General features: G+C 46.8%; 21 protein-coding genes. 6 read left to right on the forward strand and 15 right to left on the reverse strand.

All coding sequences use genetic code 11. The features are described 5' to 3' along the window. Positions 1-56 precede the first annotated feature (56 nt). Both TTER_RS06485 and TTER_RS06490 read left to right on the forward strand, forming a co-directional pair. On the forward strand, positions 57-269 hold the full coding sequence (locus TTER_RS06485; RefSeq protein ID WP_012875220.1) for a DUF951 domain-containing protein: 213 nt from the start codon (positions 57-59) through the stop codon (positions 267-269). Further along, positions 266-1618: an MFS transporter gene (locus TTER_RS06490; protein ID WP_012875221.1), complete on the forward strand. Its 1353-nt coding sequence runs from the start codon at positions 266-268 to the stop codon at positions 1616-1618. The genes TTER_RS06485 and TTER_RS06490 overlap by 4 nt, the downstream gene beginning before the upstream one ends. Before the next feature lie 11 nt (positions 1619-1629). On the opposite strand, the gene TTER_RS15950 is transcribed toward TTER_RS06490, so the two are convergent. The 3 genes from TTER_RS15950 to TTER_RS06505 form a co-directional block, all read right to left on the reverse strand. Continuing rightward, positions 1630-2415, reverse strand: a complete 786-nt coding sequence (locus TTER_RS15950; protein WP_012875222.1) for a slipin family protein — start codon at positions 2413-2415, stop codon at positions 1630-1632. A 15-nt stretch (positions 2416-2430) separates the two neighbouring features. Then, entirely contained in the window at positions 2431-4407 is a 1977-nt protein-coding gene (gene uvrB, locus TTER_RS06500) for an excinuclease ABC subunit UvrB (RefSeq protein WP_012875223.1), read from the reverse strand. A 163-nt stretch (positions 4408-4570) separates the two neighbouring features. Then, entirely contained in the window at positions 4571-5125 is a 555-nt protein-coding gene (locus tag TTER_RS06505; protein WP_012875224.1) for a YceI family protein, read from the reverse strand. A gap of 97 nt (positions 5126-5222) precedes the next feature. On the opposite strand from TTER_RS06505, the gene TTER_RS06510 reads away from it, so the two are divergent. After that, positions 5223-5585 (forward strand): winged helix-turn-helix transcriptional regulator, encoded by a 363-nt coding sequence (locus tag TTER_RS06510; protein WP_012875225.1) that lies wholly within the window; start codon positions 5223-5225, stop codon positions 5583-5585. A gap of 91 nt (positions 5586-5676) precedes the next feature. Here the strand turns inward: TTER_RS06510 and TTER_RS06515 are convergent, their stop codons facing one another. Genes TTER_RS06515 through TTER_RS14710 form a run of 3 tightly spaced genes read right to left on the reverse strand, consistent with a single transcriptional unit; the run spans position 5677 to position 9293 of the window. Continuing rightward, positions 5677-7548 (reverse strand): ABC transporter ATP-binding protein, encoded by a 1872-nt coding sequence (locus TTER_RS06515; RefSeq protein ID WP_012875226.1) that lies wholly within the window; start codon positions 7546-7548, stop codon positions 5677-5679. Next, positions 7541-8836, reverse strand: coding sequence for an MFS transporter (locus TTER_RS06520; RefSeq protein ID WP_012875227.1), 1296 nt, complete (start codon positions 8834-8836; stop codon positions 7541-7543). Before TTER_RS06520 ends, TTER_RS06515 begins: the two co-directional genes overlap by 8 nt. Beyond that, a complete protein-coding gene (locus TTER_RS14710; protein ID WP_012875228.1) occupies positions 8820-9293 on the reverse strand; it encodes a MarR family winged helix-turn-helix transcriptional regulator in 474 nt (157 codons plus the stop codon). The genes TTER_RS06520 and TTER_RS14710 overlap by 17 nt, the downstream gene beginning before the upstream one ends. Positions 9294-9578: 285 nt before the next feature. Here TTER_RS14710 and TTER_RS06530 point away from each other — a divergent pair, with 285 nt between their 5' ends. Continuing rightward, positions 9579-11060, forward strand: a complete 1482-nt coding sequence (locus TTER_RS06530; RefSeq protein WP_012875229.1) for a thioredoxin-like domain-containing protein — start codon at positions 9579-9581, stop codon at positions 11058-11060. 42 nt (positions 11061-11102) lie between these two features. On the opposite strand, the gene TTER_RS06535 is transcribed toward TTER_RS06530, so the two are convergent. The 6 genes from TTER_RS06535 to TTER_RS06560 form a co-directional block, all read right to left on the reverse strand. After that, positions 11103-12317, reverse strand: a complete 1215-nt coding sequence (locus TTER_RS06535) for a hypothetical protein (protein ID WP_012875230.1) — start codon at positions 12315-12317, stop codon at positions 11103-11105. After that, complete coding sequence (gene solA / locus TTER_RS06540; protein WP_012875231.1) at positions 12310-13479, reverse strand: N-methyl-L-tryptophan oxidase; 1170 nt, start codon at positions 13477-13479, stop codon at positions 12310-12312. The genes TTER_RS06535 and solA overlap by 8 nt, the downstream gene beginning before the upstream one ends. 107 nt (positions 13480-13586) lie before the next feature. Further along, positions 13587-14402: a carbohydrate ABC transporter permease gene (locus tag TTER_RS06545; RefSeq protein WP_012875232.1), complete on the reverse strand. Its 816-nt coding sequence runs from the start codon at positions 14400-14402 to the stop codon at positions 13587-13589. Further along, entirely contained in the window at positions 14395-15276 is an 882-nt protein-coding gene (locus TTER_RS06550) for a carbohydrate ABC transporter permease (RefSeq protein ID WP_041424864.1), read from the reverse strand. Before TTER_RS06550 ends, TTER_RS06545 begins: the two co-directional genes overlap by 8 nt. A gap of 23 nt (positions 15277-15299) precedes the next feature. Next, positions 15300-16481, reverse strand: a complete 1182-nt coding sequence (locus tag TTER_RS06555; RefSeq protein WP_049822972.1) for an extracellular solute-binding protein — start codon at positions 16479-16481, stop codon at positions 15300-15302. Between the two features lie 349 nt (positions 16482-16830). After that, positions 16831-19572 carry a S8 family peptidase gene (locus tag TTER_RS06560; RefSeq protein WP_012875235.1) on the reverse strand — a complete coding sequence of 914 codons (2742 nt, stop codon included), beginning with the start codon at positions 19570-19572 and terminating at the stop codon, positions 16831-16833. 224 nt (positions 19573-19796) lie between these two features. Here TTER_RS06560 and pyrF point away from each other — a divergent pair, with 224 nt between their 5' ends. Further along, a complete protein-coding gene (gene pyrF, locus TTER_RS06565; protein ID WP_012875236.1) occupies positions 19797-20591 on the forward strand; it encodes an orotidine-5'-phosphate decarboxylase in 795 nt (264 codons plus the stop codon). A gap of 18 nt (positions 20592-20609) precedes the next feature. Here pyrF and corA read toward each other — a convergent pair whose 3' ends face one another. Together corA and TTER_RS06575 are read right to left on the reverse strand one after the other, a co-directional pair. Further along, entirely contained in the window at positions 20610-21578 is a 969-nt protein-coding gene (gene corA / locus TTER_RS06570; protein ID WP_012875237.1) for a magnesium/cobalt transporter CorA, read from the reverse strand. Positions 21579-21645: 67 nt separating this feature from the next. After that, positions 21646-22866 carry an NAD(P)/FAD-dependent oxidoreductase gene (locus TTER_RS06575; RefSeq protein WP_012875238.1) on the reverse strand — a complete coding sequence of 407 codons (1221 nt, stop codon included), beginning with the start codon at positions 22864-22866 and terminating at the stop codon, positions 21646-21648. A gap of 188 nt (positions 22867-23054) precedes the next feature. Here TTER_RS06575 and TTER_RS06580 point away from each other — a divergent pair, with 188 nt between their 5' ends. Then, a complete protein-coding gene (locus TTER_RS06580; protein ID WP_012875239.1) occupies positions 23055-24164 on the forward strand; it encodes a zinc-dependent alcohol dehydrogenase in 1110 nt (369 codons plus the stop codon). A 37-nt stretch (positions 24165-24201) separates the two neighbouring features. On the opposite strand, the gene TTER_RS06585 is transcribed toward TTER_RS06580, so the two are convergent. Continuing rightward, positions 24202-24990: a sugar phosphate isomerase/epimerase family protein gene (locus TTER_RS06585; RefSeq protein ID WP_012875240.1), complete on the reverse strand. Its 789-nt coding sequence runs from the start codon at positions 24988-24990 to the stop codon at positions 24202-24204. Positions 24991-25000: the final 10 nt, after the last annotated feature.

Raw genomic sequence — 25000 nt, forward strand, 5'->3', positions numbered from 1 at the left:
TGCTAGAATTCTTCGTATCGATCTGTGAACGACAGATCTTAGTAAGGGATAACACCATGCCTAAACCCATAGACTTCGAGATAGGAGACATACTTGAGTTAAGGAAGCCACACCCGTGCGGTGGCCATACTTGGACTGTTATAAGACTAGGGGCCGATATAGGTATAAGGTGTCACGAATGTGGTCGAAAGGTGCTGATGCCTAGAAGCGAGCTGGAAAAGCGAGTAAAGAAGAGGATCCCAGCCCCCTCAGTTGAGGAAACCACGTGAGTAATATATCCACATCGCTGAGAAGGCCAGAAATAGAGCAAAGCATACTTAATCCTGTTTTCCTTACGCTGTGGGCCATGCAGGCTCTTACTCAGACCTCTCAAAACGTAATCAACTTCGCCCTGCTAATTCTGGCACAAACCATAACTGGGTCAACAGCTCACGTAAGCTTCATAATACTATCCTTCAGCTTACCAGCTGTCATCTTCAGTAGCGTAGCTGGCGTCCTGGTTGACCATTGGAACAAGCGTGCGGTGATGGCAGCCAGCAATATAATAAGAGCATTTGCTGTAGCAAGTTACATATTCGTCAACGACAGCTCGGATATGCCTAGAGTGTACTTAGCCAGCTTTGTGTTGGCCTCTGCAGCTCAATTCTTTGCCCCTGCAGAGGGAGCTGTTATACCGAGGATAGTAGGAAAGCGAGCATTAATAACTGCAAACTCGTTATATAACTTGACTTTCATGGCTTCTCAATTCCTAGGATTTACCATAATAGGGTGGTTGCTCATACGCTTCATGGGGCTTAGGAACGTATTCATACTCATAGCCGTTCTGTACGCTATTGCAGCAATAGTAATCGCAACTCTGCCCATTCCCGACATTCGGGCAAGGACAGACGAAGGAATCAGTCTGGAAAAGATATGGCAGGATCTAAGAGAAGGCTGGCACTTTATTATTGAAAGGCGATCCTTAGCGATCACCATTATACACTTGTCTATCGCCAACTCCAGCTACTTGATGCTAGGTACATTAGGACCCTCGTTTGTAACAAACATACTGCATATAAGATCAGAAGATTTAGGGTTACTACTTGCACCTGCAGGACTCTTCACTTTATTGGGAATAATATTGGTCAATAAGTTGGCTAAACCTAGCAACAGGCATGAGATGATACACTTTGGACTAATGGGTGTGGGAGTTAGTGTGGTAGGACTAGCGATCACTACTCCCATCACGAATCTCATAGCGGAGAACGCGTCAGTTATTACACCTTCTTGGTTAACGACTTTTATTGCAGTATTACTAAGTATGTTGTTTGGATTCTCGGCAGCTTTTGTGGCCATACCTGCGCAGACAGTACTTCAGGAAAAGTCACACGATTACAACAGAGCTCGAGTCCTGTCGACATTCTACACAGTCTCTAATGCGGCATCCTTTTTCCCTATATTGCTTGCAGGTAGCATAGCAGACCATATAGGTATACTACAGACGATGACTATAATTGGCCTATTTATAGTTACCGTTGGAGCCAGTAGTCAATACCTATTCTTACAGAACAATAGGAACTGGGATAAAACAAGGATAGGTATCACGGAGACATTTCCCCGGAAGGGCTCAAAAGCTTAACAGAAAAAACTCTACTTAAGATTATCTTTGCTGTAGCTACTATCTGCAGGATTGGAATCCCTGTGCAAGAACTCTCTAAGAAGGTCAACAGGTACTGGGAATATCAATGTAGAATTTTGGTCAGCCGCTATCTCGGTCAAAGTCTGCAGGTAACGTAACTGTAAACTTATAGGTTCTTGCGCCATTATAGCTGCGGCATCCTTTAGTCTCTGCGAAGATTCGTACTCGCCTTCAGCATGTATGATCTTAGCTCTCTTTTCACGTTCAGCTTCGGCCTGGCGAGCCATAGCACGCTGCATACCTTCCGGCAGCTCGACATCCTTTACCTCTACTATACTTACCTTGACTCCCCAAGGCTCAGTCTGCTCATCAATTATCTTCTGCAAAGTATCATTAATCTTCTCTCGATGTGCTAAAAGCTCGTCTAACTCGGATTGTCCCAGGACACTTCTAAGTGTAGTCTGTGCGATTTGGAACGTAGATTTTATGTAATCTACAACATTAATGACCGCCATCTTAGGATCAAACACCCGGAAGTAGACTACCGCATTGACTCTTACTGAGACATTATCCCGAGTTATCACTTCCTGAGCGGGAACATCCATAGTAACCACACGTAGATCTACCCTCACCATGCGCTCGATGAGAGGAATGAGAGGGATCAGCCCAGGGCCTCTTACACCGGCAAATCTTCCCAGCCTGAAGATGACTCCGCGTTCATACTCCTGAGTCACCCGTAAAGAAGCACGTACCAATAACGCTAGAACTATTATCAGAACTGTAATCACATATAGCATAGAACTGCTCCTCGATTACATAGCTATCTTGCGAAGCTCAGCTATCTGATCACGCAAGATAGCTGCTTTCTCAAACTCTAACGCCTTGGCAGCCTGTTTCATCTGAGATTCCAGATCCTTTATCATCCTGAATATCTCATCCTTGGACAGATTCACAGCACCGTCCGCTCGATATTGCTCCTTAGACTCAGCGATAGCCTTGACTCTCTCAGTAATATCACGCACTTCCTTGACAATGCTCGCGGGCACTATGTTGTGCTTGAGGTTATATTCCATCTGGATAGCCCGCCTACGATTCGTCTCATCTATAGCTTTTTGCATAGATTCCGTGATGGTATCTGCGTACATGATAACCTTGCCCTCAACATGACGAGCAGCTCTACCGATCATCTGTATAAGCGACCTCTCGGAACGCAAAAAGCCTTCCTTATCAGCGTCTAGAATAGCTACTAAGGAGACTTCCGGCAGATCCAGTCCTTCCCTCAAAAGGTTTATGCCCACTATTACATCATAGACTCCAAGGCGTAGATCGCGAAGTATCTCAACACGCTCCAAAGTATCTATCTCGTGATGGATATAGCGGTTCTTGATACCCATTTCGCTCAGGTAATCAGACAGTTCTTCGGCCATACGCTTGTTGAGCGTAGTTATGATCACCCTCTGCCCCTTGGATACCCTCTCGTGCACCTCCTCCAGGAGGTCGTCTATCTGACCTTCCGTAGGACGAACGCTGATCTCCGGATCAAGCAGACCGGTAGGCCTGATGATCTGGTGGACTATCTGTTCTGAGTGTTCCTCTTCCCATGGGCCAGGGGTGGCTGAAACGTAAATAGCATTGACTATATGAGACTGGAATTCATCGAAAGTTAATGGACGATTATCCAGGGCTGAAGGCAGCCTAAATCCATACTGAACGAGCACCTCTTTCCGCGACCGGTCGCCTGCATACATGCCCCTGATCTGAGGCAGCGTAATATGAGACTCATCAACTATAAGCAGGAAATCGTCAGGGAAATAGTCAAGCAACGTTATGGGGGGCTCCCCAGGTTTACGTCCCGACAGGTGCCTGGAATAGTTCTCGACACCTGAACAGTAACCAGCTTCAGAGAGCATCTCAAGGTCATATAAGGTCCTCTGCTTGAGCCTTTCAGCTTCAACTATCTTACCTTGCTCGATAAACCAGTTATAGCGTTCCTCGAGCTCTTCTCTAATAGCCTTGATAGCCTCTTGGAGTCTCTCTTGAGAGGTCACAAAATGCTTTCGTGGATATATATCCGCCTTGGTGCGCTCAATAAGCACCTCGCCAGTAAGAGGATCTATCTCGGTAATTCTATCTATCTCGTCTCCAAAGAATTCAATCCTTAGCGCAACCTCATCATAAGCAGGCTGTATCTCAAGAGTATCGCCTCTAACTCTAAACGTACCTCTCGACAAAGATTGATCATTACGCTCATATTGAGCCTCTACAAGACGACGGATGACCTTACTGAGCCGCACAGTATCGCCACGTTTGAGGGATATAACAAACTTGCTGTATTCTTCAGGAGATCCAAGTCCGTATATACAGGACACACTGGCAACGATTATGACATCTCGCCTTTCTAAAAGAGCCATTGTAGCGGCATGACGCAGCTTGTCTATCTCATCATTTATCTCAGTGTCTTTTTCTATGTAAGTATCGGTCTGCGGGATGTAGGCCTCAGGTTGATAATAATCGTAATAGCTAACGAAGTACTCTACAGCATTGTTGGGGAAAAATTCTTTGAACTCAGCATATAGCTGTGCTGCCAGGGTTTTGTTATGAGCTATAACAAGAGTTGGACGCTGAAGCCTTTCTATAACGTTAGCGACTGTAAAAGTCTTGCCGGTTCCTGTTGCCCCAAGCAACGTTTGATGCCTCATCCCGGCTCTAACGCCTTCCACCAAGGCTTCTATAGCCTTGGGCTGATCACCTACAGGCCGAAGGTCAGATATTATCTTGAACTCACCCATAACTCCAACCCAATCACACCATTATGTAAGTCAAGTTCATTATATCTGACACTGAATATATAAACGAACTGAAGATCTAACCTCCAGCGATAAAGAAGAAGTCCCTGGTACCTTTTATCAGTCAAAGTACCAGGGACTCACAATTTGATCCAAAAAGCAGTTTTTATTCTGATTTCACGGCAGCAATATGCAAGGTAATCTTGACCTTATCGCTTACAACTGCTTGACCACTTTCAAGCAAGGCATTCCAACGAAGCCCATAATCCTTGCGATTGATTTCCGTTTCAGCGCTAAAGGCTGCTCTCTGCTTGCCATATGCATCGATTAGCTGCCCCTCAAATGTAGTATGCAACACTACCGGCAGAGTTACGTCCCGGATAGTAAGGTTACCATGCACATCGGCTGTGTTCTCGCTTGTCCGTTCAATCTTAGTGCTTGAGAACGATATATAAGGAAAACTCTCAGTGTTGAAGAAATCATCCGAACGCAGATGTTCATCGCGCTTACTGTCACCTGTGTCTATGCTGCTAGCTTCTATCTTCGCTTCTACCTGCGAGTTCTCTGGCTGATCCTCATCAGCATGGATGATTCCCTCAAATCTACGAAAGTAACCTTTGACCGTAGATACCACCATATGACGCACAGAGAACTCTATAACCGAGTGTGCGGAATCGATCACCCAAGCGGTACGAACCTTTGCACCGGTTTCTATTAACATGCTTCCCCCTTATAAGTAACTTATTTTTGATAATCAATTTTATCTGTCCATGTAAACCGTTGTCAAGGAGGCACATAATGTTTACAATTGTATTAGGATGGAGGATCACAGAATCAAACACGATGTATTCTGTCCGTACTACCAGAAGACGATCGAATTGATCGGACGCAGGTGGACTGGAGCCATCATAAGAGCACTGCTCTCCGGGGTGAACAGGTTCTCAGATCTGCGAGAGTCTATACCTGACCTTAGCGATCGCATGCTTTCCGAGCGCTTGAAAGAGTTGGAGGAGGAAGGCATAGTAGAGCGCCACGTCTATCCGGAGACGCCGGTACGGATAGAGTATAAGCTGACACCCAAGGGAGAAGACCTGGCGGAGATAGTGGAAGCAGTATCAAGGTGGGCCCACGAATGGTTAGCCCCACATGAGTCCACGGATGAAGTTAGGACCGTTTCATAACCTCGGCATTGGGTGTTAAAGCGATAAACACAACAGCCCATACAAGCTGTAGGTGCTTTCTTGTCTCCAATTTAGGCAGTTCTAAAGAAGCCTAGCTACCCGTTGCTGCTATAGAGGTATCCTTAGGGGCGTGTAAGAATTGTTCCCTGTAAAGCTTTGCGTATAGTCCCTCGGCAGCAAGTAACTCGGAATGTGTACCTCTTTCTACAATCCTGCCTCTGTCTATAACAAGTATCTGGTCAGCGGACAAAATAGTGGATAGGCGATGAGCTATAGCTATTGTTGTCCTACCTTGCATTAAAGTAGCTAGGGCTCGCTGGACAAGTCGCTCTGAACGAGTATCAAGCGCACTAGTAGCTTCATCTAGTATAAGTATGCGAGGATTCTTGAGGACTATTCTTGCTATAGCTATACGCTGCTTCTCACCCCCCGAAAACCGATAGCCCCTTTCTCCCACGATGGTATCAAAACCTTCAGGCAGCTCAGTTATACGGTCATAGATATTAGCAGCTTTTGTAGCGGCTATAAGCTCTTCCTCGGTAGCATCTGGCTTAGCAAATAGGAGGTTTTCGCGCACAGATGCATGAAACAAATATGTCTCCTGAGATACCATGCCTATTATCTGGGGAAGACTCGCCAATCTTATGTCACGTACATCAATGCCATCTATAAGCACTCTGCCCTTAGTAACATCATACAAGCGAGCTATCAGATAGGCTATGGTGGTTTTACCAGCCCCGGTTGGACCTACCAAGGCCACGAGAGAACCTGGCGGGGCATCAAAGTTGATGTCATATAGATTCATAGGCCGTCCTGTGCGGCTGTAGCTGAAGTATACATGGTCGAAGGTTATCCTGCCTTTTACGTCGTGTGGGTCAAGCTCAATAGCATTTGGCCTATCGGTAATCTCTACTGGAAGATCTAGGTATTCAAATATGCGATCAAACAAAGCTAACGCTGCTTGAATCTGAACCTGCACGGTCAGGAGCTGTCCCAGGGGGAAGAAAAGCCTACTTTGTAGAGTTGTGAAAGCTACTATCCCTCCAACCGTTATCGGAGGCACCTGGTCAGGAGGAGTATGTATGATCGTTCTACCTGCAAAGTAGTAGACCAGTGCAGGGGTTATAGAGAAGAACGTAGAGGTAATCATGAAGAACCATCTACCAACCATTTGCTGGCGTAGCTGAAGATCAGCAAGGCGCTGATTCTCGCGTGAGAACCTATCGATAGACTCACGCTGCCTGCCAAAGGTCTTGGTCAGCAAAACGCCAGACACAGATAGAGACTCCTCAATTAGAGCGCTAATATCAGCAAGGCTCTTCTGAGTGTTCTTAGCAAGCTCTCGCCTGATACTACCGACTTTGTAAGTCAGGTATAGGAATAGAGGTAACAATGCCAGAGAAAGCAAAGTTAGCTGCCAGGAGAGCAGAAACATTGCAGTAATTGTAGATACAACAGTAGTTATATTAGATACTATGCTCGAAGCGGTGTTAGTAATGACGTCCTGTATTCCGTTGACATCGTTACCTAGCCTTGATTGTATTTCTCCAGTTTTGGTCTCGGAGAAGAACCTCAAAGACATCCTCTGCATGTGCCTGTACAGCTCGTTCCTAAGATCGCGCATTACCCTTTGGCCTATCAAATTGTTGAGGTATGTCTGCCATACACCGATAAGACCATTCACCACGGGAATAACGATCATTAGGACCGCATACAAGATGAGTTTATCCATGTCTCGCTTGAGTATGGCATCATCAACTATCAGCTTGAGAAGATAGGGGTTAGCCAAGCCGACTACGGAGATAATAAGTATCGCTATAAGCACTAGCAGCACATGTAGCTTGTACGGAGCAAAGAACTTGACGACCCGCCTAGCGGTGCCAGCCCTTACAGGCTTCTCAGGTTTCTCAGCCATAAGTGCTCTTCGAAATCCACCCCCGCCACCTCCTGCCCCCCTAAGCATCCAACGACCTCCTATCGCTACTGCTACCACCTACACCAACAAGGCTCTCAGCTTTGCGCTCTGCATTCCTCTGCAGGCGTATGTAAACAAACAAGATGGCTACCAACGTACCAGCCAGACAGATAATTGCCATGAGCTGTAAAGTAAGAGATACACCGATCAAAGCTGAAAGGGATCCCACTATTACACCACCAAAAGGCGTACTACCGGCAAAGACAAGAAAATACAGGCTCATGATCCTGCCACGCAGATGGTCAGGCGCCAGCAGCTGGAGCCTGGTGTTGGCATTGGAGCTGAAGGTTACACTGGCGAAACCCAGGATAAATAGCCCTAGAAGTGTTAGTGGGTACAGCCTAGATACCCCTACTAACAATAAGGAAAAGCTGAATATTAGTGCACCCGCGAGCATAACTCCTACTCTAGCCTTACCAGCATAGGCCACAGCTAATGCAGCTAGCACAGAACCCACGCCCATGGCAGATGTCAGTATACCTAACACTTCGGGCCCGGCCCCTAGTATGTACTTATCTATAAGAGGAAGCATGACGGTGAAGTTGTAACCAAATATACCCAAGCATGCCATCAGCAATAACACAAGCAATATGTCTGAGTGACTGAAGGCATATTTGATTCCTTCGGCAACTTGAGTAAGCACACGTCCTCTCGGTGAACGTGCTACAGCGACAAATTCGTCAGTACGCATAATAAGAAGACCCAATATGACAGCGAGAAAGCTAAGAGCATTAGCAGCAAAAGCCCCACCGGTACCTAGCCATCCTATCATTAGGCCCCCTATGCTAGGACCGATTATCCTAGCGGAGTTGAAGAGCATGCTGTTAAGGGCTACAGCATTAGCAAGTTTATCTGGTCCTACAAGCTCCACTACAAATGCTTGTCTTGTGGGATTGTCAATAGAATTGATTACCCCTAAGCAAAATGCCAATACATAGACATGCCATAGTTGAACATGATGCGATATCACAAGGATTGCCAAAATGCCGGCTTGGATAGCAGCTGAAGATTGGGTTATGATTAGGACCCTATGTTTTGGTAATCTGTCGGCAAGTACCCCTCCAAAAAGAGCCATGACGGTAATGGGCAAGAACTGCAACATCGTTACGAAACCTAAAGCACTTGGTGAATTAGTAAGCTGAAGAACCAGCCATGATTGAGCTATGGTCTGCATCCAAGTGCCGGACAGTGATATAAGCTGCCCAAGCCAAAATACTCTATAGTTATAGACAGACAGCGCGCTAAATGTCCGCCTTATACTAGCGCTCAGGCTCAACAGACACCTCCAATGGGTTTGACGGTGGGGGAAGTGTTTCAGCAGCACTACCAAGCTTCTCTAGAGCCTGAGTGACCTCTTCAAGATCATCACCTAATGCACTAGCTATATTTGCCAGATACTCCCTGTTGATCTGTCGGATATCACCCACAACGGATTCTCCTTCGGGTGTCAACCTAAGGGGTATCACTCTGCGGTCATCAGGAGCTTGCAGCCTTTCAACTAATCCAGCTCTGACAAGCTTATCCACCAAACCGCTAACAGTAGATACAGTTACTCCTAACTGCTGGGATATAAAGTTAGTTGTAGCCCCTGGATGCCTTCTCAATATAAACAACACCCTGAGTTGGGGGAGTGTCAACCCTTTGTCTTCCCATAACCTTAGCCTAAGCGCATCTACCAGGTGTACTACCTTCCAATATGCTCTTCGGAATCTAGCAAGGTTTTCTTCTTCCATACCTTTAGTCCTCCAAATAATTATATACTGATATCTAACATTTCGGAAATACCAAAATGTTTGCAATTTGCATACTCTTCTCAAGAGTAACATGCAGTCTAGCATCTAACAACAGTGGTTGGAATTAAGCGTTTAGGCAAGAAATTATAATGTGCGTTCTTGAGTTTCATATATAGGGTAGAATTCAGCAGGCTGGGCGTCTTTGGCATGGTTGATGATAGCGGACAGTAATTATATGTAACTACTGGTTTGCTTTGAGCAAAAGAAAGTATTCAGGGGTGAGTAATGGCAAATAGAAGATTTGAGGGGAAAATAAGGGCCCCGGATTTCCCAGGTGGTCTTAAGTGGTTCAACACAGATAGGCACATAAGCCTGGCAGATTTGAGGGGAAAGATAGTTATACTGGATTTCTGGACCTACTGTTGCATCAACTGCATGCATATACTACCTCACCTGCGAAAACTCGAGGAGAAGTATCCAGATGAGTTGGTAGTAATAGGAGTGCATTCAGCTAAGTTTATGGCTGAAAGATCAGACACGGGGATAAGAAATGCTATTAGGAGATATTCAGTCAGGCATCCAGTTGTGAATGATGCCAATCTCCAAATCTGGAGTGAATATGCCGTACGAGCCTGGCCTACTCTCTATTTCATTGACCCTACCGGTCGAATAGTGGGTATGCACGAAGGCGAGATAAGGTTCCCTGAGCTTGATAACATCATCTCGCAGATGATCCAGGAGTATGACTCATTAGGCATTCTCGACCGGACCCCTATAAGATTCAATGCAGAGAGGGCTCCAGAGGGAATACTCGCTTTCCCCGGCAAAGTGCTAGCTCTGGAAGATGAAGATAGCCTATATATAGCTGATTCAAACCATAACCGTATCCTAGAGTGCTCGCTATCCGGAAAGATACGCCGAATCTGGGGAAATGGTGAGGAAGGATTGGTAGATGGATCTGCCTCAGAGGCAAAGTTTAATCACCCTCAGGGCATGGCGATACGTGGGAATGAACTGTACGTTGCAGATACAGAAAACCACGCCTTGCGTCTACTACATCTAAACGAAGGTAAAGTCGAAACTATAGCCGGTACTGGAGAACAGGGATATCCAATCTCTTTCCAACCATCAATTGGAAAGTACACAGAGCTAAACTCACCCTGGGATCTAGAGATAGTCAACGACGTACTGTATATAGCTATGGCAGGGTGCCATCAAATATGGGCTATGGAGATGCCATCAGGAGTAGTGCGCCCTCTTGCCGGCACGGCCAGGGAAGGCATTAAGGATGGGCCAGCTTCTGCAGCATGGTTAGCTCAGCCAAGCGGGCTTACTACGGATGGCCAATTACTATATTTTGCCGACAGTGAAACTAGCTCTATTCGTCTTCTAGATCCAGCTAGTGGAAGAGTAGAGACTCTGGTAGGCATAGACCTATTTGAGTTCGGAGATGTTGACGGTGTAGGCGGAATGGTTAGACTTCAGCACCCCCTTGATGTTGAATGGCATGCTGGAAAGTTGTACATCGCCGATAGCTACAACAACAAGATCAAAATTCTAGATCCGCATACACGTGAGTGTCGAACCTGGGTTGGTTCAGGCAAACAGGAGCTAAGGGATGGTACCAGGCAGGATGCTAGTCTTGCTGAACCGGGTGGCCTTTCTGCCACATCTCGCTATCTTTACGTAGCCGACACCAATAATCACGCTATTAGAATTGTAGATTTCAGCACAGGTGAGGTATCTACACTGAAAATACACGAGTAGACTGCTATGTAAAAATTACTATATAAACTTAGCTTGAAGCCATTATTGTAAACTTAATTCAGCTTTATTAGATATATCACAACATATCGTGCAAGTATTGTGAGCTTCATCGTAATACCATGTATTACTTGTCAGCGTACAGGTTTGAACACGTTCTAGTATCACACCGTCAACAAAAACCTTAGTAGGCACAAATCCAGGGGTTAGTTGAAATGTAAAGTCATGACAATCAATTCCTTGGGCAATTTCTATGGACAAGGTAATTTCCCCATCCAGCGGTGTACTTTGTTTATAGACAGCGGTTTCCATCGCAACATAATAGCTAGCAAGCTTGCTGGGGGTCATCCAGATGATATCTTTTCTCCATACAGTGTCTATACGCCTTATTACTTCTCGCAAGCCTTCTAGGCCCTTCCATGAGCCATTTGAAAACAAAGATTGCCAATGAGTGGTCATTACTAGGGGACTTTGATGACATAAGAGAAATCCTAACCTCCCATTCAGGCCATCTTCTGTAATCCACAAGTCAACGTCTGGATCACGCCCTTTCTGGGTGTGCCAAGCGAAATCCATACATGTACCCGAGACTATACTGACCAAAGATTCACCATCTCCGCACATGGAAAGTCTTGGAGATACGACCTCGGAGGTATCATCACAGTGGACAAAATACCATCCGTGGTTTGTATCAGTAACAGCCTTAAGCGAAGTCCTGATGGCTTCACAGTATAGATCTTCAACGGCTGCTCCTAACCTCCAAGGTGATGTAACACCATTGGGAGATAATCCAACGTTGGTAAGTATTTCTAATGCAGTGCTTATATAACTAACCATTGTGTCCAAATCCTGTCGATCAAACCATACATCCTCACGCTCATCTAGTGGCTGCCACGCAGTGATATCCATAGCGTAATTGTGAGTCAGCAATTCAGGGGAGATATCACACCTTCTCGCAATTCTCTCCCTAACTACAGTGAGAAAGAGCTCTAATTCATCTCTACCAATTCCTGGCAAGCAATTATCTATTCTGCCAGTAGCTCCTGGGCAAGGGATCAGAGAGAATTTGCCTTTTACATCATATTGATCGAGCATATCAGCAAAAGCCTCAAGGAATGAAATTGGCGCTACAGGCTCATGACCATCATGAGGGAACTCATACCATGCAGGGTTACGACAAGGGACAGGATCATCTACTAGCAGGACGGCCGGTATTTTCTGTCTCGGCCAGAAGATTCTAAGGTTGTCTCTACTAGGCATGCTGGGTAGCTCCCGATGGGGTAAACCTTTTTAGAGATAGAAAGTCTATTGGGTGAGATGTGCGTCCTTCAATAGCAAGATCCGCCAGGATCTCCCCAATTACTGGAGCGAATTTGAACCCATGCCCTGAGAATCCACAAGCAAGCACTACCCCGCTTTGGAATGGATGATGATCCACAACAAAGTGTTGGTCCGGCGTCATGGTGTACATACATGTGGAGGCATCTACTGGGTGAGATATGGAAGGAATTAGCTTAGCAACTATGCTTTTTAATCGTTCTATCTCGTCCGGTGTAACTCCCCTGGCGATAGTATCTGGGGTGCAAGGAGTGCCGTCATCATGACGACCAAACTTCATGCCCACACGCTTGTTGTAAGGCATGCCATAGTACGTTCCCTCAGGCAATTGCCACAAGTGTACTGGCAAGTTATGTCCATCTATACCATCACGCTCATCCCCACGCCTAAAGTAGGCCACAAACACTCTTAGAACCTGTAAGGGAACGCCTATGTCTGCAAGAATTTCAGGCGCCCACGGCCCCACGGTCAGGATGACTCTCTCTGCTAGATAACCGCTAGGCGAAAGAGATGTAAATACCCTGAACCCCGAGCCTTCAGTCCTCCAGGACAAAACTTTCTCTCTCATGTGCAGGTGCACCCCACGAGCTGCCGCTCCCTGAAGGAAAGAGGATATACAAGCTTCAGGCTGCAGGACTCCTACACCAGGTTCGAGTATGGCCTCCAAATTCTCTGGCACATGTATTTCTGGATAACGATGTCTTAGTTCATCACTAGTTAACAGTTCACAAGGAATATTCCACTGTTGGGAACTGGACAGCACACCACTGATAAGTTCCCCGTCACGAGGCCCTACATATAATCCTCCGGTTATAGTAAGCAATCGAGTATTAGCATCTTCTTCCAGTAATCTCCACAGTTCGTAAGATCGTCTTACAAGGGGTACATACTGAGGTGATTCAAAGTACGCCTCACGAATTATTCGACTTTCACCATGGCTGGAACCAAGAGAATGCGGAGGCGAATAAGTGTCGAAAGCTATCACTCTGTATCCGCGAGACGCTAGCATATAGGCAGTAGCGCTTCCCATTGCCCCCAGCCCTACTACCGCTACATCGTAACTAGCATTATTGCTAGAACCCACAAGGGCACCTCCCCATATAATAAATCAAGCTATATGTGTTGCGAACATAGTAATTGATTGTAATAAGGTAAAGCTCATCTCTCCACACCTACGAAAACAAAGTCATTCTAGCCCTTTACAGCTCCTGTGGTAAGCCCTTGGATAAGTTGCCTCTGAAATATCAGGAAAATCACTGTGAGCGGTACGTAGATGATTGTAGCCCCCGCTGCGGTAACTGGTATGTTAGTAGTCCAGCGCTGCTGGAAGTACAGCAGGCCGACTGGTAAAGTCTGATACTGAGGATCTGTTGTCACCACAAACGGCAGCAAAAATTCATTCCATGTCCATATAAAGAACAGTAACCCTAGGGTGCCTATGACTGGACGAATAAGCGGCACGAGCACCCACCATAGTATCCTCCACGAGCTAGCCCCATCCACTATTGCAGCCTCCGTTATATCTCTGGGAACGCTGCTGAAGGCCTGCCTCAGCAGCAAGGTTCCAAAAGATAGGCTGAGCGCGATTTGAGGCAGTATCAACCCCCAATAAGAATTCAGCATGTACATAGTCTTAAGGACGTAGAAAAGTGGTACCACTATTGCTTGTAAGGGGACTATCAATCCCAGTAGCAGGAAAGCAAAGAGAAACCTTGCACCTTTGAAATTGAAACGGGAGAAAGCATAACCTGACATACAAGACAGAATGATCGAAGGTATCACCACCGCCACCGCAACTATCAAGCTATTTATAAAGAAGCGGCTAAATCCTCCCTGTGTCCAGGCAGTAACATAGTTTTCAAACTGCCACCTACTAGGAAGGGAAAAAGTTCCTTGGACAAGTTCTATGTCGGTCTTAAACGATGCTAAAGTGGTGATAATAAAAGGGCCTATGGCTACTATCAGGCCAACTATTAAGGCTAGATAGATCAAACCTTTCTTAATCACTGCTTTCTCCAAATAGCCTTAGCGTGACCAAGGTCAAACCTAGAGTTAGAACAGCTATGATAACTCCCAGCACGGAACCATAGCCTACTCTGTTTATGTTAAATGCGTTCTCGAGCATATAGAGCACCACTACGCTAGTAGATCTTCCCGGACCGCCTCTAGTAGTAGCCCATATTACGTCAAAGACCTTGAGAGCATTTATTAGGTTAACAGCTATCACCACTGCTATCTCCCCACGCAGTCCTGGCAGGGTAACCGCTAGAAATTCCTGCCAGCCAGAAGCTCCGTCAATCCGGGCAGCCTCATAGAGTTCCTGAGGGATCTTCTGCAAACCCGCGAGGAAAACTACATAACAAAAGCCATAGGTAGCCCATGCTCCTATAAGCCCCACAGAAGGTAGAGCGAGGTTGAAGTCGCCCAACCAACCTAATGGTTGTATACCCACCAGCCCCAGTAGGCTATTTACAGGACCAAAGGCAGGGTTTAGCATCCATCTCCACACCACGCCTATAAGCACTCCAGGCATGATGTAAGGCAGGAAAAAACCTACACGGAAGATAGAACTACCTCTCAGCTTGAGATGATGAACAACTGCAGCAGGTGCCAGCCCTAACACAGCTGGCAATAAAACGTAATAAGGAATTAGTACAACGTTATGCCAAAGAGACAGCCAAAATATAGGATCCGAGAAAGCCTGCACGTAATTAGCTAGTCCCACGAACCTGGGTGCTGTGTACCCATCCCAAGAAAGCAGGCTGAGCACCACAGCACCCAAGGTAGGTATGCCAACGAACAGAGTAAATATTACTAATGAAGGCAGTAGGTAGAGATACGGCTCTAAAGCTGAGCCGTATCTCCTGCTACGTCCAGACATGCTGTACTTCACTCTGTGATGACCTACTTTTGTTCTTGCTGCAGGAACTTGGAATAATCAGCCTCAAGCGCCTTTGCAAACTGATCAGGGCTCTCCTTGTGTGCTAGTAGAAGTTGGAGATGAGCAGTTAGGGTGTCATAGAAAGTAGGAGTAGCCCAGTCCAAGTAATGTCCCAGAGCATTTTCGTCATTGACCTTATTCCAAGCTTTGTAGAGATCTCCAGATACCGTATTAGGCTTTATATAAGACTGAGGAACCTTTATCGCTGGTAGCTGGCCATTTTCAAGCAGCAACTGAACTGCTCTATCTGATACCAAGAAATTGATGAACTTAGCAGCTACGTCCGGGTATTTAGTGGTCTTGATGATGCCATATGGTATACCAACACCCCCCACGTGGAGTACAGTCTTATTACCTCTGGGTGGCATAGCGAAGAAACCAGCGTTGCTCCCCATAGCCTTCTGTATATCCCCGGTTAGCCAGCTCCCCTGCAAAAGCATTGCACCCTTGCCAGCAGCAAAAAGCTTCCATGCATCATCAGAATGCAAAGCAGCGTAGTTCTTTATAAAGTAGCCTTTGGATTCCCACTCTTGAAGCTTAGCAGCTGCCTGCTTGATCTGAGGAGTATCCCAAGACTTGTTCCCTTGGCGGTAAATTAAACCATCCAAGTATTCCCTGTTAGTCATGGTCCCCAGTATCTCTCCATAGAGGTGAATAGCCTGCCATTTATCCAGATTCCCAAAGATAAGTGGAGTCACACCCTTGTCCTTGAGAGTTTGCATTACCTGCTCTAACTCATCAAACGTCTTAGGAACCTGTATGCCGTTTTGCTGGAAGATTTTCTTGTTGTAATAGAATCCCACCAGCTCTCCGGTCTGAGAAACTCCCCAGAGGACACCTTTACCAAAGGTTTTACCATCTTCTGTGTACATATTCCTCGCAAGCAATGCAGGCGCAAACTTCTTAGACCAGCCATACTGCTTATCATACTTGGTTAGAGGTATAAGTAGCTTGGCTCTCACCAGGGGGCCCATGCTACTTTCTCCATTGTTTATCTGCGCTATATCAGGGCCTTTACCAGAGGTAATCGCCCTCTGTAGTGTTTTCTGCAGCTCATCAAATGGATAACCCTCGTGCTCTATCTGGACTCCAGGGTTATCCTTCTCGAATTCTCTCGCCAGGGTCTCTATAATCTCTTTCTGCACGCCTGAAGTAGCCGTATCCCAGACAACGAGTTTGATATTCTTCTGGGATTGGCTACCAGAAGTGGGGCTAGGACTCGGTTGGGCACTAGCAGACGGGCTCGGGCTACTCGGAGAAGCTGCTGGAGTACCTCCCAGACTAGGTCCTGTTGTCTGTTGACCGCACGAGATCAAAAGCAGGAAACATATAAGGGACAAACATATTGAAGTAAGTCTAGGCTGTCTCTTTGGCATTATAATCTACCCCCGCTCTAGCTCGATTAAGCAGTAACTAAATATATAGCACAATAACGATCCCAGGGTATTGAAGAACACCCTGGGATCCAAGTAAGCAGCTCACAAAAGATGCTATTTATCTTTGTCTGACCAGCGTATATGGACCACTTCCCATGTAATCCACTACCGCAAGATAGTATGTGCCTGTTCTGCCTCTTGGCACCGTGTACTGTAAAGTAACGGTATCCCCATTCTCCTCTCCTATCTTGATAGGTATAGTCTCTGCAATAGAAGTAGCATTGGGAGCGTAAAGCTCCAGTTGGAAGCTGGTGCTTGCAGGTCTTGACAAAGTAAACGAGTAAGTCCTGCCTTCTACCATCCTGTATCTGTAGACATCGGCACAATCTCCATTACACCCGGGCAGAGGGCCGCCAGAAACACCATCTGCAAGCTCTAGGTAAGCCGTGAGCGGCTGGCCAACCCCAGGACCAGGAACTCCAGGTATATTACCGTTTCGATACACCCAGTAGTGGTAGCTGCTACGCTGACCGTTAGATTCGCCAAACGCATTGGACAAATTCCCCTGGCTATTGATGGCATAGAGAGCCCAATGAGCATACCTTCTCGAGGCGTTCGCGCTTGTACCATCGGTTGGGGCATTAGACAGGGAAAGTTGTGCTCTGCGCAGTAGTACCCCGTTACGGTAGATACTAACCATCGCATTAGGACGTGTGTAACCGCCGGGAGATAGCCATTCGACTCCGTATCTGATCTTGCCAGATGGTGATAATTGTCGAACTATGGCCCCCTCATGCGGGGTGATATCATATTCGCTATCATGTAGCACTTTGACGTATGGGTAAGTAGCAGTTGTGCCCTTGTTTAGAGGATTATAGACGAACACATCATTGGGCTCGGAAATAGCGGGTACGCTGATGTAGGTATCTAGAAGAGCCATAGGCATACTGGCCGGGTTGACGGGCCACGGATAACCCCTTGCAAGGAAATACGCAGACTGCCACTCATAGAAACCTGTAGCCACATTGTTCCACTCCAACATAAAGGTATAGGAACCATCATTTCGGAGTGGAGCGAGGCTAAGATCACCAGGATCAAGGTATTGGCCCGATACAGTATTAGCATTCCTACTGTTCGCGATGTAACCTGCCCTATTAGCTGTTATCGTGTAGGTTCGACTGCCTGCAAGGCCACTAAATGTATAGAATCCAGCCTTGTCGGTCGTGGTAGTAGCAAGTTGGGTGTTACCGTACTTGATAGACACGGTAGCATTTGCGATAGGTATACCTGTAAACCCATCTACTACCCGCCCGGTAATACCGGTCCCAGATACTCCTAATGCCCTTCGTAAATCAAGCCTCGGGGTGGCTATAGGGAAGCCCTTGGAGATGCCCAAGGATTGCCCAGTAGAAATAAGCCTATCCTGAACCTGTCCTACGGTCATAGCCGGATATTGGCTCATTACCCTAGCAGCAGCTCCTGCGACCATTGGAGAAGCCATAGATGTTCCAGAGAACTCCACATATTGGCCACGTAGTGTGGGAGCAAGCACTTGCCATCCAGGAGCTGCTATCTGGGCCAGGTTGTAGGTCAAATTAGTATAGGTATTATCCGGAGAGCATTGCACGAATCCTGGATCATAGTCGCCGGGAGGAATTATCTTCTGACAGTCATTCAGCTTAATTGGAGTAGAGTAGTTACTAAAGAACGCTCTGTAATCATTGTAATCTGTTGCAGCCACAGATAGGACTCCAGGGAGCGCAGCAGGAATAGGAACGATCTTTTCACCTGAAACCACTGCAAGGTACTGAGATGGATTGTCGCTATCATTACCAGCAGAGGCAACTGGCAGTATGCCACTATTTCTGAGTGCAGATATGCGAGCAGCCATTTCTTGATACTCTGGCGAGCCTATATCCGCATAGCCTCCCCAACTCATATTGGCTACTTTTAGATCGGGAATTTGGGTTTTAGCGAGGCGTACGTAATCCAGAGCCGCAAATATCGTCATAAGGTCCGTATAACCGAGATCATCAAAGATCCTAACAGCCAATATCTTGCTCTTAGGCGAAACACCAGTAGTCCCAAACGAGTCATCGGCAGCGGCGATTATCCCCGCTACATGGGTACCATGTCCGACGGCATCCATCGGATCGTTATCCTGATCGATAACATCACAGTAGAAACCTGCTTGAGCTAAAGCAGCCGGGCAGGGCATATAATTGGGCTCTATGTCGGGATGATTATAATCTACTCCTGTATCTATCACCGCTACTACTGGTGCATTAGAGGTCGGGCTGGGAGCCAGGTCATAGCCTATTCTTTGAAGGCTCCACTGGAATGTCCCAAGGTTGCCTGGTATGGCTTGTGGTGACAGGGTCTCACTGGCTCCTTGATTCTCCCAAGCTGGCTTAGTAGATGAAAAGTCCCTTCTAGCTTGCTTGCTTATAGATACAGGCAAACCTGGTATATCACTAGGAACCTTTATTTTTCTGTTGAAAAAAATATTAACAGTATTGCTGTCTGCCTTGAGGAGGTTATACGCCCGGCTGGCAGCCTGTGCGTCTGGATAAACTGCAAGATAAGTCCTACGAAACCTAGTAGAGCTTTTAGTGATCTTACCCCCGGTTGCTCTAATCTTGTTCCTGGCTTGCTCAACAGATATCCGCGACGAAAAGACTACTACCAGCTGACTTTTGACTTCGTTCAAGTTCTGTCGCAATGACCTCAGATTCTGTTCAATATGATCATTGCCAGCCGCACGGCTTGGACTAATTTGTCCAGCTATTGCTACTGTCAATGTTAAGATGCAGAGCAAAGCACAGACCCTGGCATAGAAGTTAGCTTGACTGTATTGCATAATTCTCGCCTTTCGGAAAATGGTGACTAATAACCACTTGTACCGCATTATAAAGAACGTTTTATCCTGTACTATAGTTACTAAGATGTATCCTCCCTCCTTATAAAAAAACTTTTACGTTGATAACTACAAAGTGAATAGCATATTGCTAGGTTTCCACCTTGATCTTTAGAAAGTCATTCTAGTTGATAGGTGTTATATTCGTGTTGAAGAGGAATAGAGCTATGAGATTCATGGACAAGCTGAAGCGGATCCAAGAGGCCCACAATACTCTGCTATGCGTAGGACTGGACCCTGAGCTTGATTTCCTTCCAGAGGGATTTGAGAGATCTCACAGGGGTGTGCTCGACTTTAATCGTGCTGTGATAGATGCAACCTCAGATCTGGTTTGTGCCTACAAGCTCAACTTTGCTTTCTATGAGGCTATGGGTGCCGATGGCTTCAACCTTCTGCAATCGACGTTAGAACTTATCCCAACTGGGGTTGTGACTATAGCAGATGCCAAAAGAGGCGATATCCCCAACACCTCCAGAATGTATGCCAAGGCCATATTCGAAGTATTGGGATTTGACTCTGTCACTGTGAATCCTTATATGGGGCTAGACTCGATGATGCCGTTCTTCGGCTACCACGAGAAAGGGGTTTGGGTCCTATGCAGAACGTCGAACTCAGGGGGAGCTGATATCCAATTGCTGGAAGTGGACGATACGCCCTTGTACCAGCTTGTGGCATCTATGGTAACAAGAGATAACTATGCGGCCGATGTAGGGCTAGTAGTAGGGGCAACTGCGCCTGATGAGCTGGAACAAGTAAGAAGGATCGCCCCTAAGCACCCACTACTTATTCCGGGCATAGGTGCACAAGGAGGGGACCTCGTTGCGGCAGTAGGAGCTTCCCGTTCAGGTCCTGTAGTAATAAACGTCTCTCGATCGATAATTCATGGCCCTGTAGATGGGATCAGAGCTAGAGCTGAAAAGCTATGGTCAGAGATAAATGCTCTAAGAGCAGGCTATCCATGAGCAGACAGTTACGATCTGCTAAAGCCACCGCCTGCGCTTGAAGTAGTAGTACAAAATAACAGTAATCAATAACATTATAAGAAGCACGCCCGGATAGCCATAGCGCCAATGCAGCTCAGGCATGTGCTCGAAGTTCATACCGTATATACCCGCAATGAGCGCGAGCGTCATCAATATGATCGACCATGATGTGAGTGTTCGTACAGTTATGTTTAAGTTATTGGAAGCTACGGTCAAATAGGACTCGAGCACGCTATTGAGCAGATCACGATATAGATCAATAGTATCCGTTACCCTCATGATATGATCGTACACATCCTGAAAGTATGTCCGGACATCTCCTTCAAGCAATGCTGATTCCATCCGGCTAAGATGAAGAAGCAGATCTCTCTGGGGACCAAGCACCCTCCTTAGCTGTAGCAGCTCCTTACGTAGTCTGAACACCTCTCCCTGAAGCGTGATCTGTCTTCCCGAGAAGATAGTTTCTTCAAATCTCTCTATGTGATCGCCCAAGGTATCAACTAGTGGGAAGTAGCTATCGACAATTGAGTCAATTATGCTATACAGCAGCACTCCTGCAGAGGGTTTGAGCTTGGAGATGTTCTGCTGCCATCTCCGAGCTACATCATTGAGCTCAGATATTTCCTCCCCATGCACCGTGACGATGTAGTTCCTACCTAGGAATATATCTAACTCTACCTCCTGTATGTCCACTTGCTCCGGAATAAATCTGGCGGTGTAAATAACGATAAAGTAATAGCTATCGTACTGATCAATCTTAGGCCTTTGCCAAGGTTTGAGCGCATCCTCTATCGAGAGTTCATGGAAGCCAAACTCTTCCTGAAGCTTTTCCATCTCGTTCTTGCTGGGAGAGATCGCATCTACCCACAGCAGGTTATTTTCCCGAGATATGACATCGCTTATGTCTTCGATATTTATATTGGGAACTAACTCACTACCTTCTTTAGAAAGCATTATCTTGAACAAAGTTGATCTCCACCAGCAAGATTCCTGAAGGGTTAAGCCTCATGGTAAAACCCACCTGACACTTTTGCTATTTACTACCTAGAAGGGATCGCAGTTCAAATTGTTCATCTGCAAGCTGCTTGGGGTCTACAGGAATACCCCTTGAGATGATTCTCCTAGACACAGAAAGTTCTCGAGGTCTGTTCACAGCAAGCGTAGCCACCAAACGATCGCCCGAAATATAGAATGCACACCAGGAGGTTGATGTTTTATCTCCTCTAAGGACTATCTGCTGATAGTCTTCTGCATATCCAACATACTGGATATGCAAATCGTACTGATCAGACCAGAAGAAGAGCACCGGAGAATAGGACTCACCTTTACCTAGGATACTTCGGGCGGCCGCAACTCCTTGGTTCTGAGCATTATCATAGTGCTCGACCCGCACGAATTTCTCGACACGGGGATAGAACCACCTAGCCACATCACCAGCAGCAAACACCCCTGGGACAGAGGCTCTACAGTAATCATCTATCAGAACACCATCACTCATTTTAACGCCTGAGCTTGCTAACCAAGAGCAAGCCGGAGTCACGCCTATTCCTACCACTACAAAGTCACAATCAAGCTTCTTGCCTGAACTAGTGATAACCTGCTCTACTTTGCCAGCACCTCGGAAACCCGTGACATGTTCCTCTAGGTGTATTTGTACCCCATGAGACCGGTGCACCTCAGTAAATGTAGCTCCAATATCTTGCCCAAAGGCTTTCTTCATTAACGCGGATTGCAGCCCCACGATTATCACTTCGAGACCCATCTGTATGAAGGAAGCTGCGAGCTCACAAACTATAAAGCCAGAACCTACAAGGACAACCCTTTGGGCTTTTCCTGCCTCAGATCTTATACATCCGGCATCATCCAAACTACGCAGATAAAATATGCCCTCTAGGTCATTGCCAGGTACCTCCAGCTTCTTGGGAGTAGCGCCCGTACATAGCAGGACGGAGTCGTAGGTGATCCTGTTGCCGTCGTTCAACACGAGCATTCTCTCGCGAGGGTGAAGTTCCACGGCTCGCTTACCAAGTATCAGCTTAACCTCGTTATCATCATAAAACTGATCAGATTGTAGATAGAGACTATCCTCACTTACCTCGCTTCTCATGAACGCCTTTGATAGTGGAGGACGTTCATAAGGTCTGTAAGCCTCTTCACCCACGAGAATTATCTCTCCATCGAATCCTTCCTGACGAAGAGCTTCCACTGCCCTACCACCTGCCAGGCTGGCTCCCACAATTAATATCCTTTTCAACTCACACTCCTCAGGCCAAAATATATCCCGAAACTATCTTACACTTTGAGGACTATGCAAGGACTAAATGAAAAGTCACAATATCCGACCTAAGATGTAAGAGTCCATGTTAGGACAACCCACACCTTGTGAGTCATACGCTATTTTCTGATAAATTGCTGTGTAGCACCTTTTACTTGGAGGAGCACATGCCGAGAGAACTTATTGCCATTGCGCCCAGAACACCGGCTATTCGTGAGTATGATGACCCGCCCCTTGGTCCTAAGCAAGTACGCATACGCACTGAGTTCGCATCCCCGAAACACGGTACGGAACTGGTAGCGTACAGGAACGATCCAGAAGCAAACCGTCCATATGACCCTGATGCAGGCGTGGTCAAGCCAATATCGTCCGAGGAAGGCCTAAAGAGGTTCCCATTTAGACTAGGGAATATGGCAGTGGGAACCGTCACTGAGATAGGCAGTGAGGTAACTAGGTTTAGGGTCGGTGACAGAGTATTCGGCCATTTGCCCATACGCGAGACGCATACGGTGGATGAATCGGAGGTAGATGCAGTCCCCGAAGGGATATCCGATGAGGCGTTAGTATGCCTTGACCCCGCTGTGATGGCTATGGCGATTAGGGACGCCAGAATAGATCTTGGAGATAGGGTGGCAGTATTTGGGCTTGGTGCTATAGGCCTAATGACGGTACAGATGGCCCGACTTGCGGGAGCAGATATGGTAATAGGAGTAGACCCCGTTGAGACCAGAAGGAAGTTAGCTGAATCCTTGGGAGCCGATGTCACGCTGGATCCGACAGTCGGCGATGTCGGAGTAAAAATACGCGAGCTTACGCCACCATTCGCCCCTATCGAAGGCACATCCCCTAGGAGAGTTATAGGGGGATACAGAAGCGCATCCCAAGACAGGAGTGGCTCCGGCGTGGACGTATCAATCGAGGTTAGCGGCAACACTATAGCACTACAGCAGGCTATTAGATCAACCGGATTTGGTGGCAGGGTATGTGTGCTCTCTTTCTATGGCAGAGATGCCAGCGGCTTATACCTGGGTGATGAATTCCACATTAACCGTATTGAGCTCATATCAGCGCGCTCAGAGAGCCTGCCTATGAGGGAATATCCTCGCTGGAATCTCGATCGATATGTTAGCCTGGCACTCAAGTGGCTAACAGAAGGCAAGCTTCGAGTTGAGGGGATAATACAGCCTGTAGTGCCCTTTGATGATGCTCCCGAGGCATATAAGCTGATAGATGAGCATCCAGATAGAGCGATCAAACTGGGAATAATATTCCCTTAGCGTCCCGTCCGTTCTTTGATTACAGAGATCTTTCGAATCAGGCTGCTTGCCACCATTCTCGAAGCAGGTGTGCACACTCTTGCAGGGCAGCTTCAAGCTCACCTGCTATACGGCATTCTATGCCCAGATAACCGTCATATCCTATTTCTTTTAGCGCTCTAAAACCTTGAGTGAAATCTATGTGTCCCTTGCCAGGCTGTAGACGATTACTATCCGCTACGTGCACGTAGACGATTTGGTCTGCCGCAGCTTTTATGCTCTGGGCTATATCTGCTTCTTCTATGTTCATATGAAAGAAATCTGCCATTATCCTGACTCTTGGGCCTATCTCCCGAGCCAAGTTGCAAGCATCTTGAAGAGTGTTGACCAGATGTGCTTCATATCGGTTGAGTGGCTCGAGGAATATAATCGTGCCTTCAGTCTCAGCTAGTTCCGAGAGCTCCCTCATTTGCGTTATAAACAACTCTCTCTCCAGCTCCATAGCATTCCTATATGGAGAGAGGTCAGGCAGTAGCGGTTTGGTCCCGAACTGAGGTACGAGCAGCACTCCAGTAGCACCCAATTCAGCAGCAAGGTGTAGTCTCCTCTTGCCAAGATCCATGGCAGCTCTCCTTACAGCAGAATCCGGAGAGAGCAGGTCAGCAGTACCAGAGATGTTGGCAACGGATATGGGGCTGTTGGCAAATATTGAACGAAGCTCCCATACAGACAGGCTTAAGGATGCGCCATGCAGCTCAACACCTTCTATGCCTATATTTGATAGCCATTCCAGCTTCTTGCGTAGAGAGTCTCCTGGTATCATTCCTTCTCTGATAGCCAGCTTCATAAGCAACTCC

Source organism: Thermobaculum terrenum ATCC BAA-798, assembly GCF_000025005.1.
Lineage (GTDB): Bacteria > Chloroflexota > Chloroflexia > Thermobaculales > Thermobaculaceae > Thermobaculum > Thermobaculum terrenum.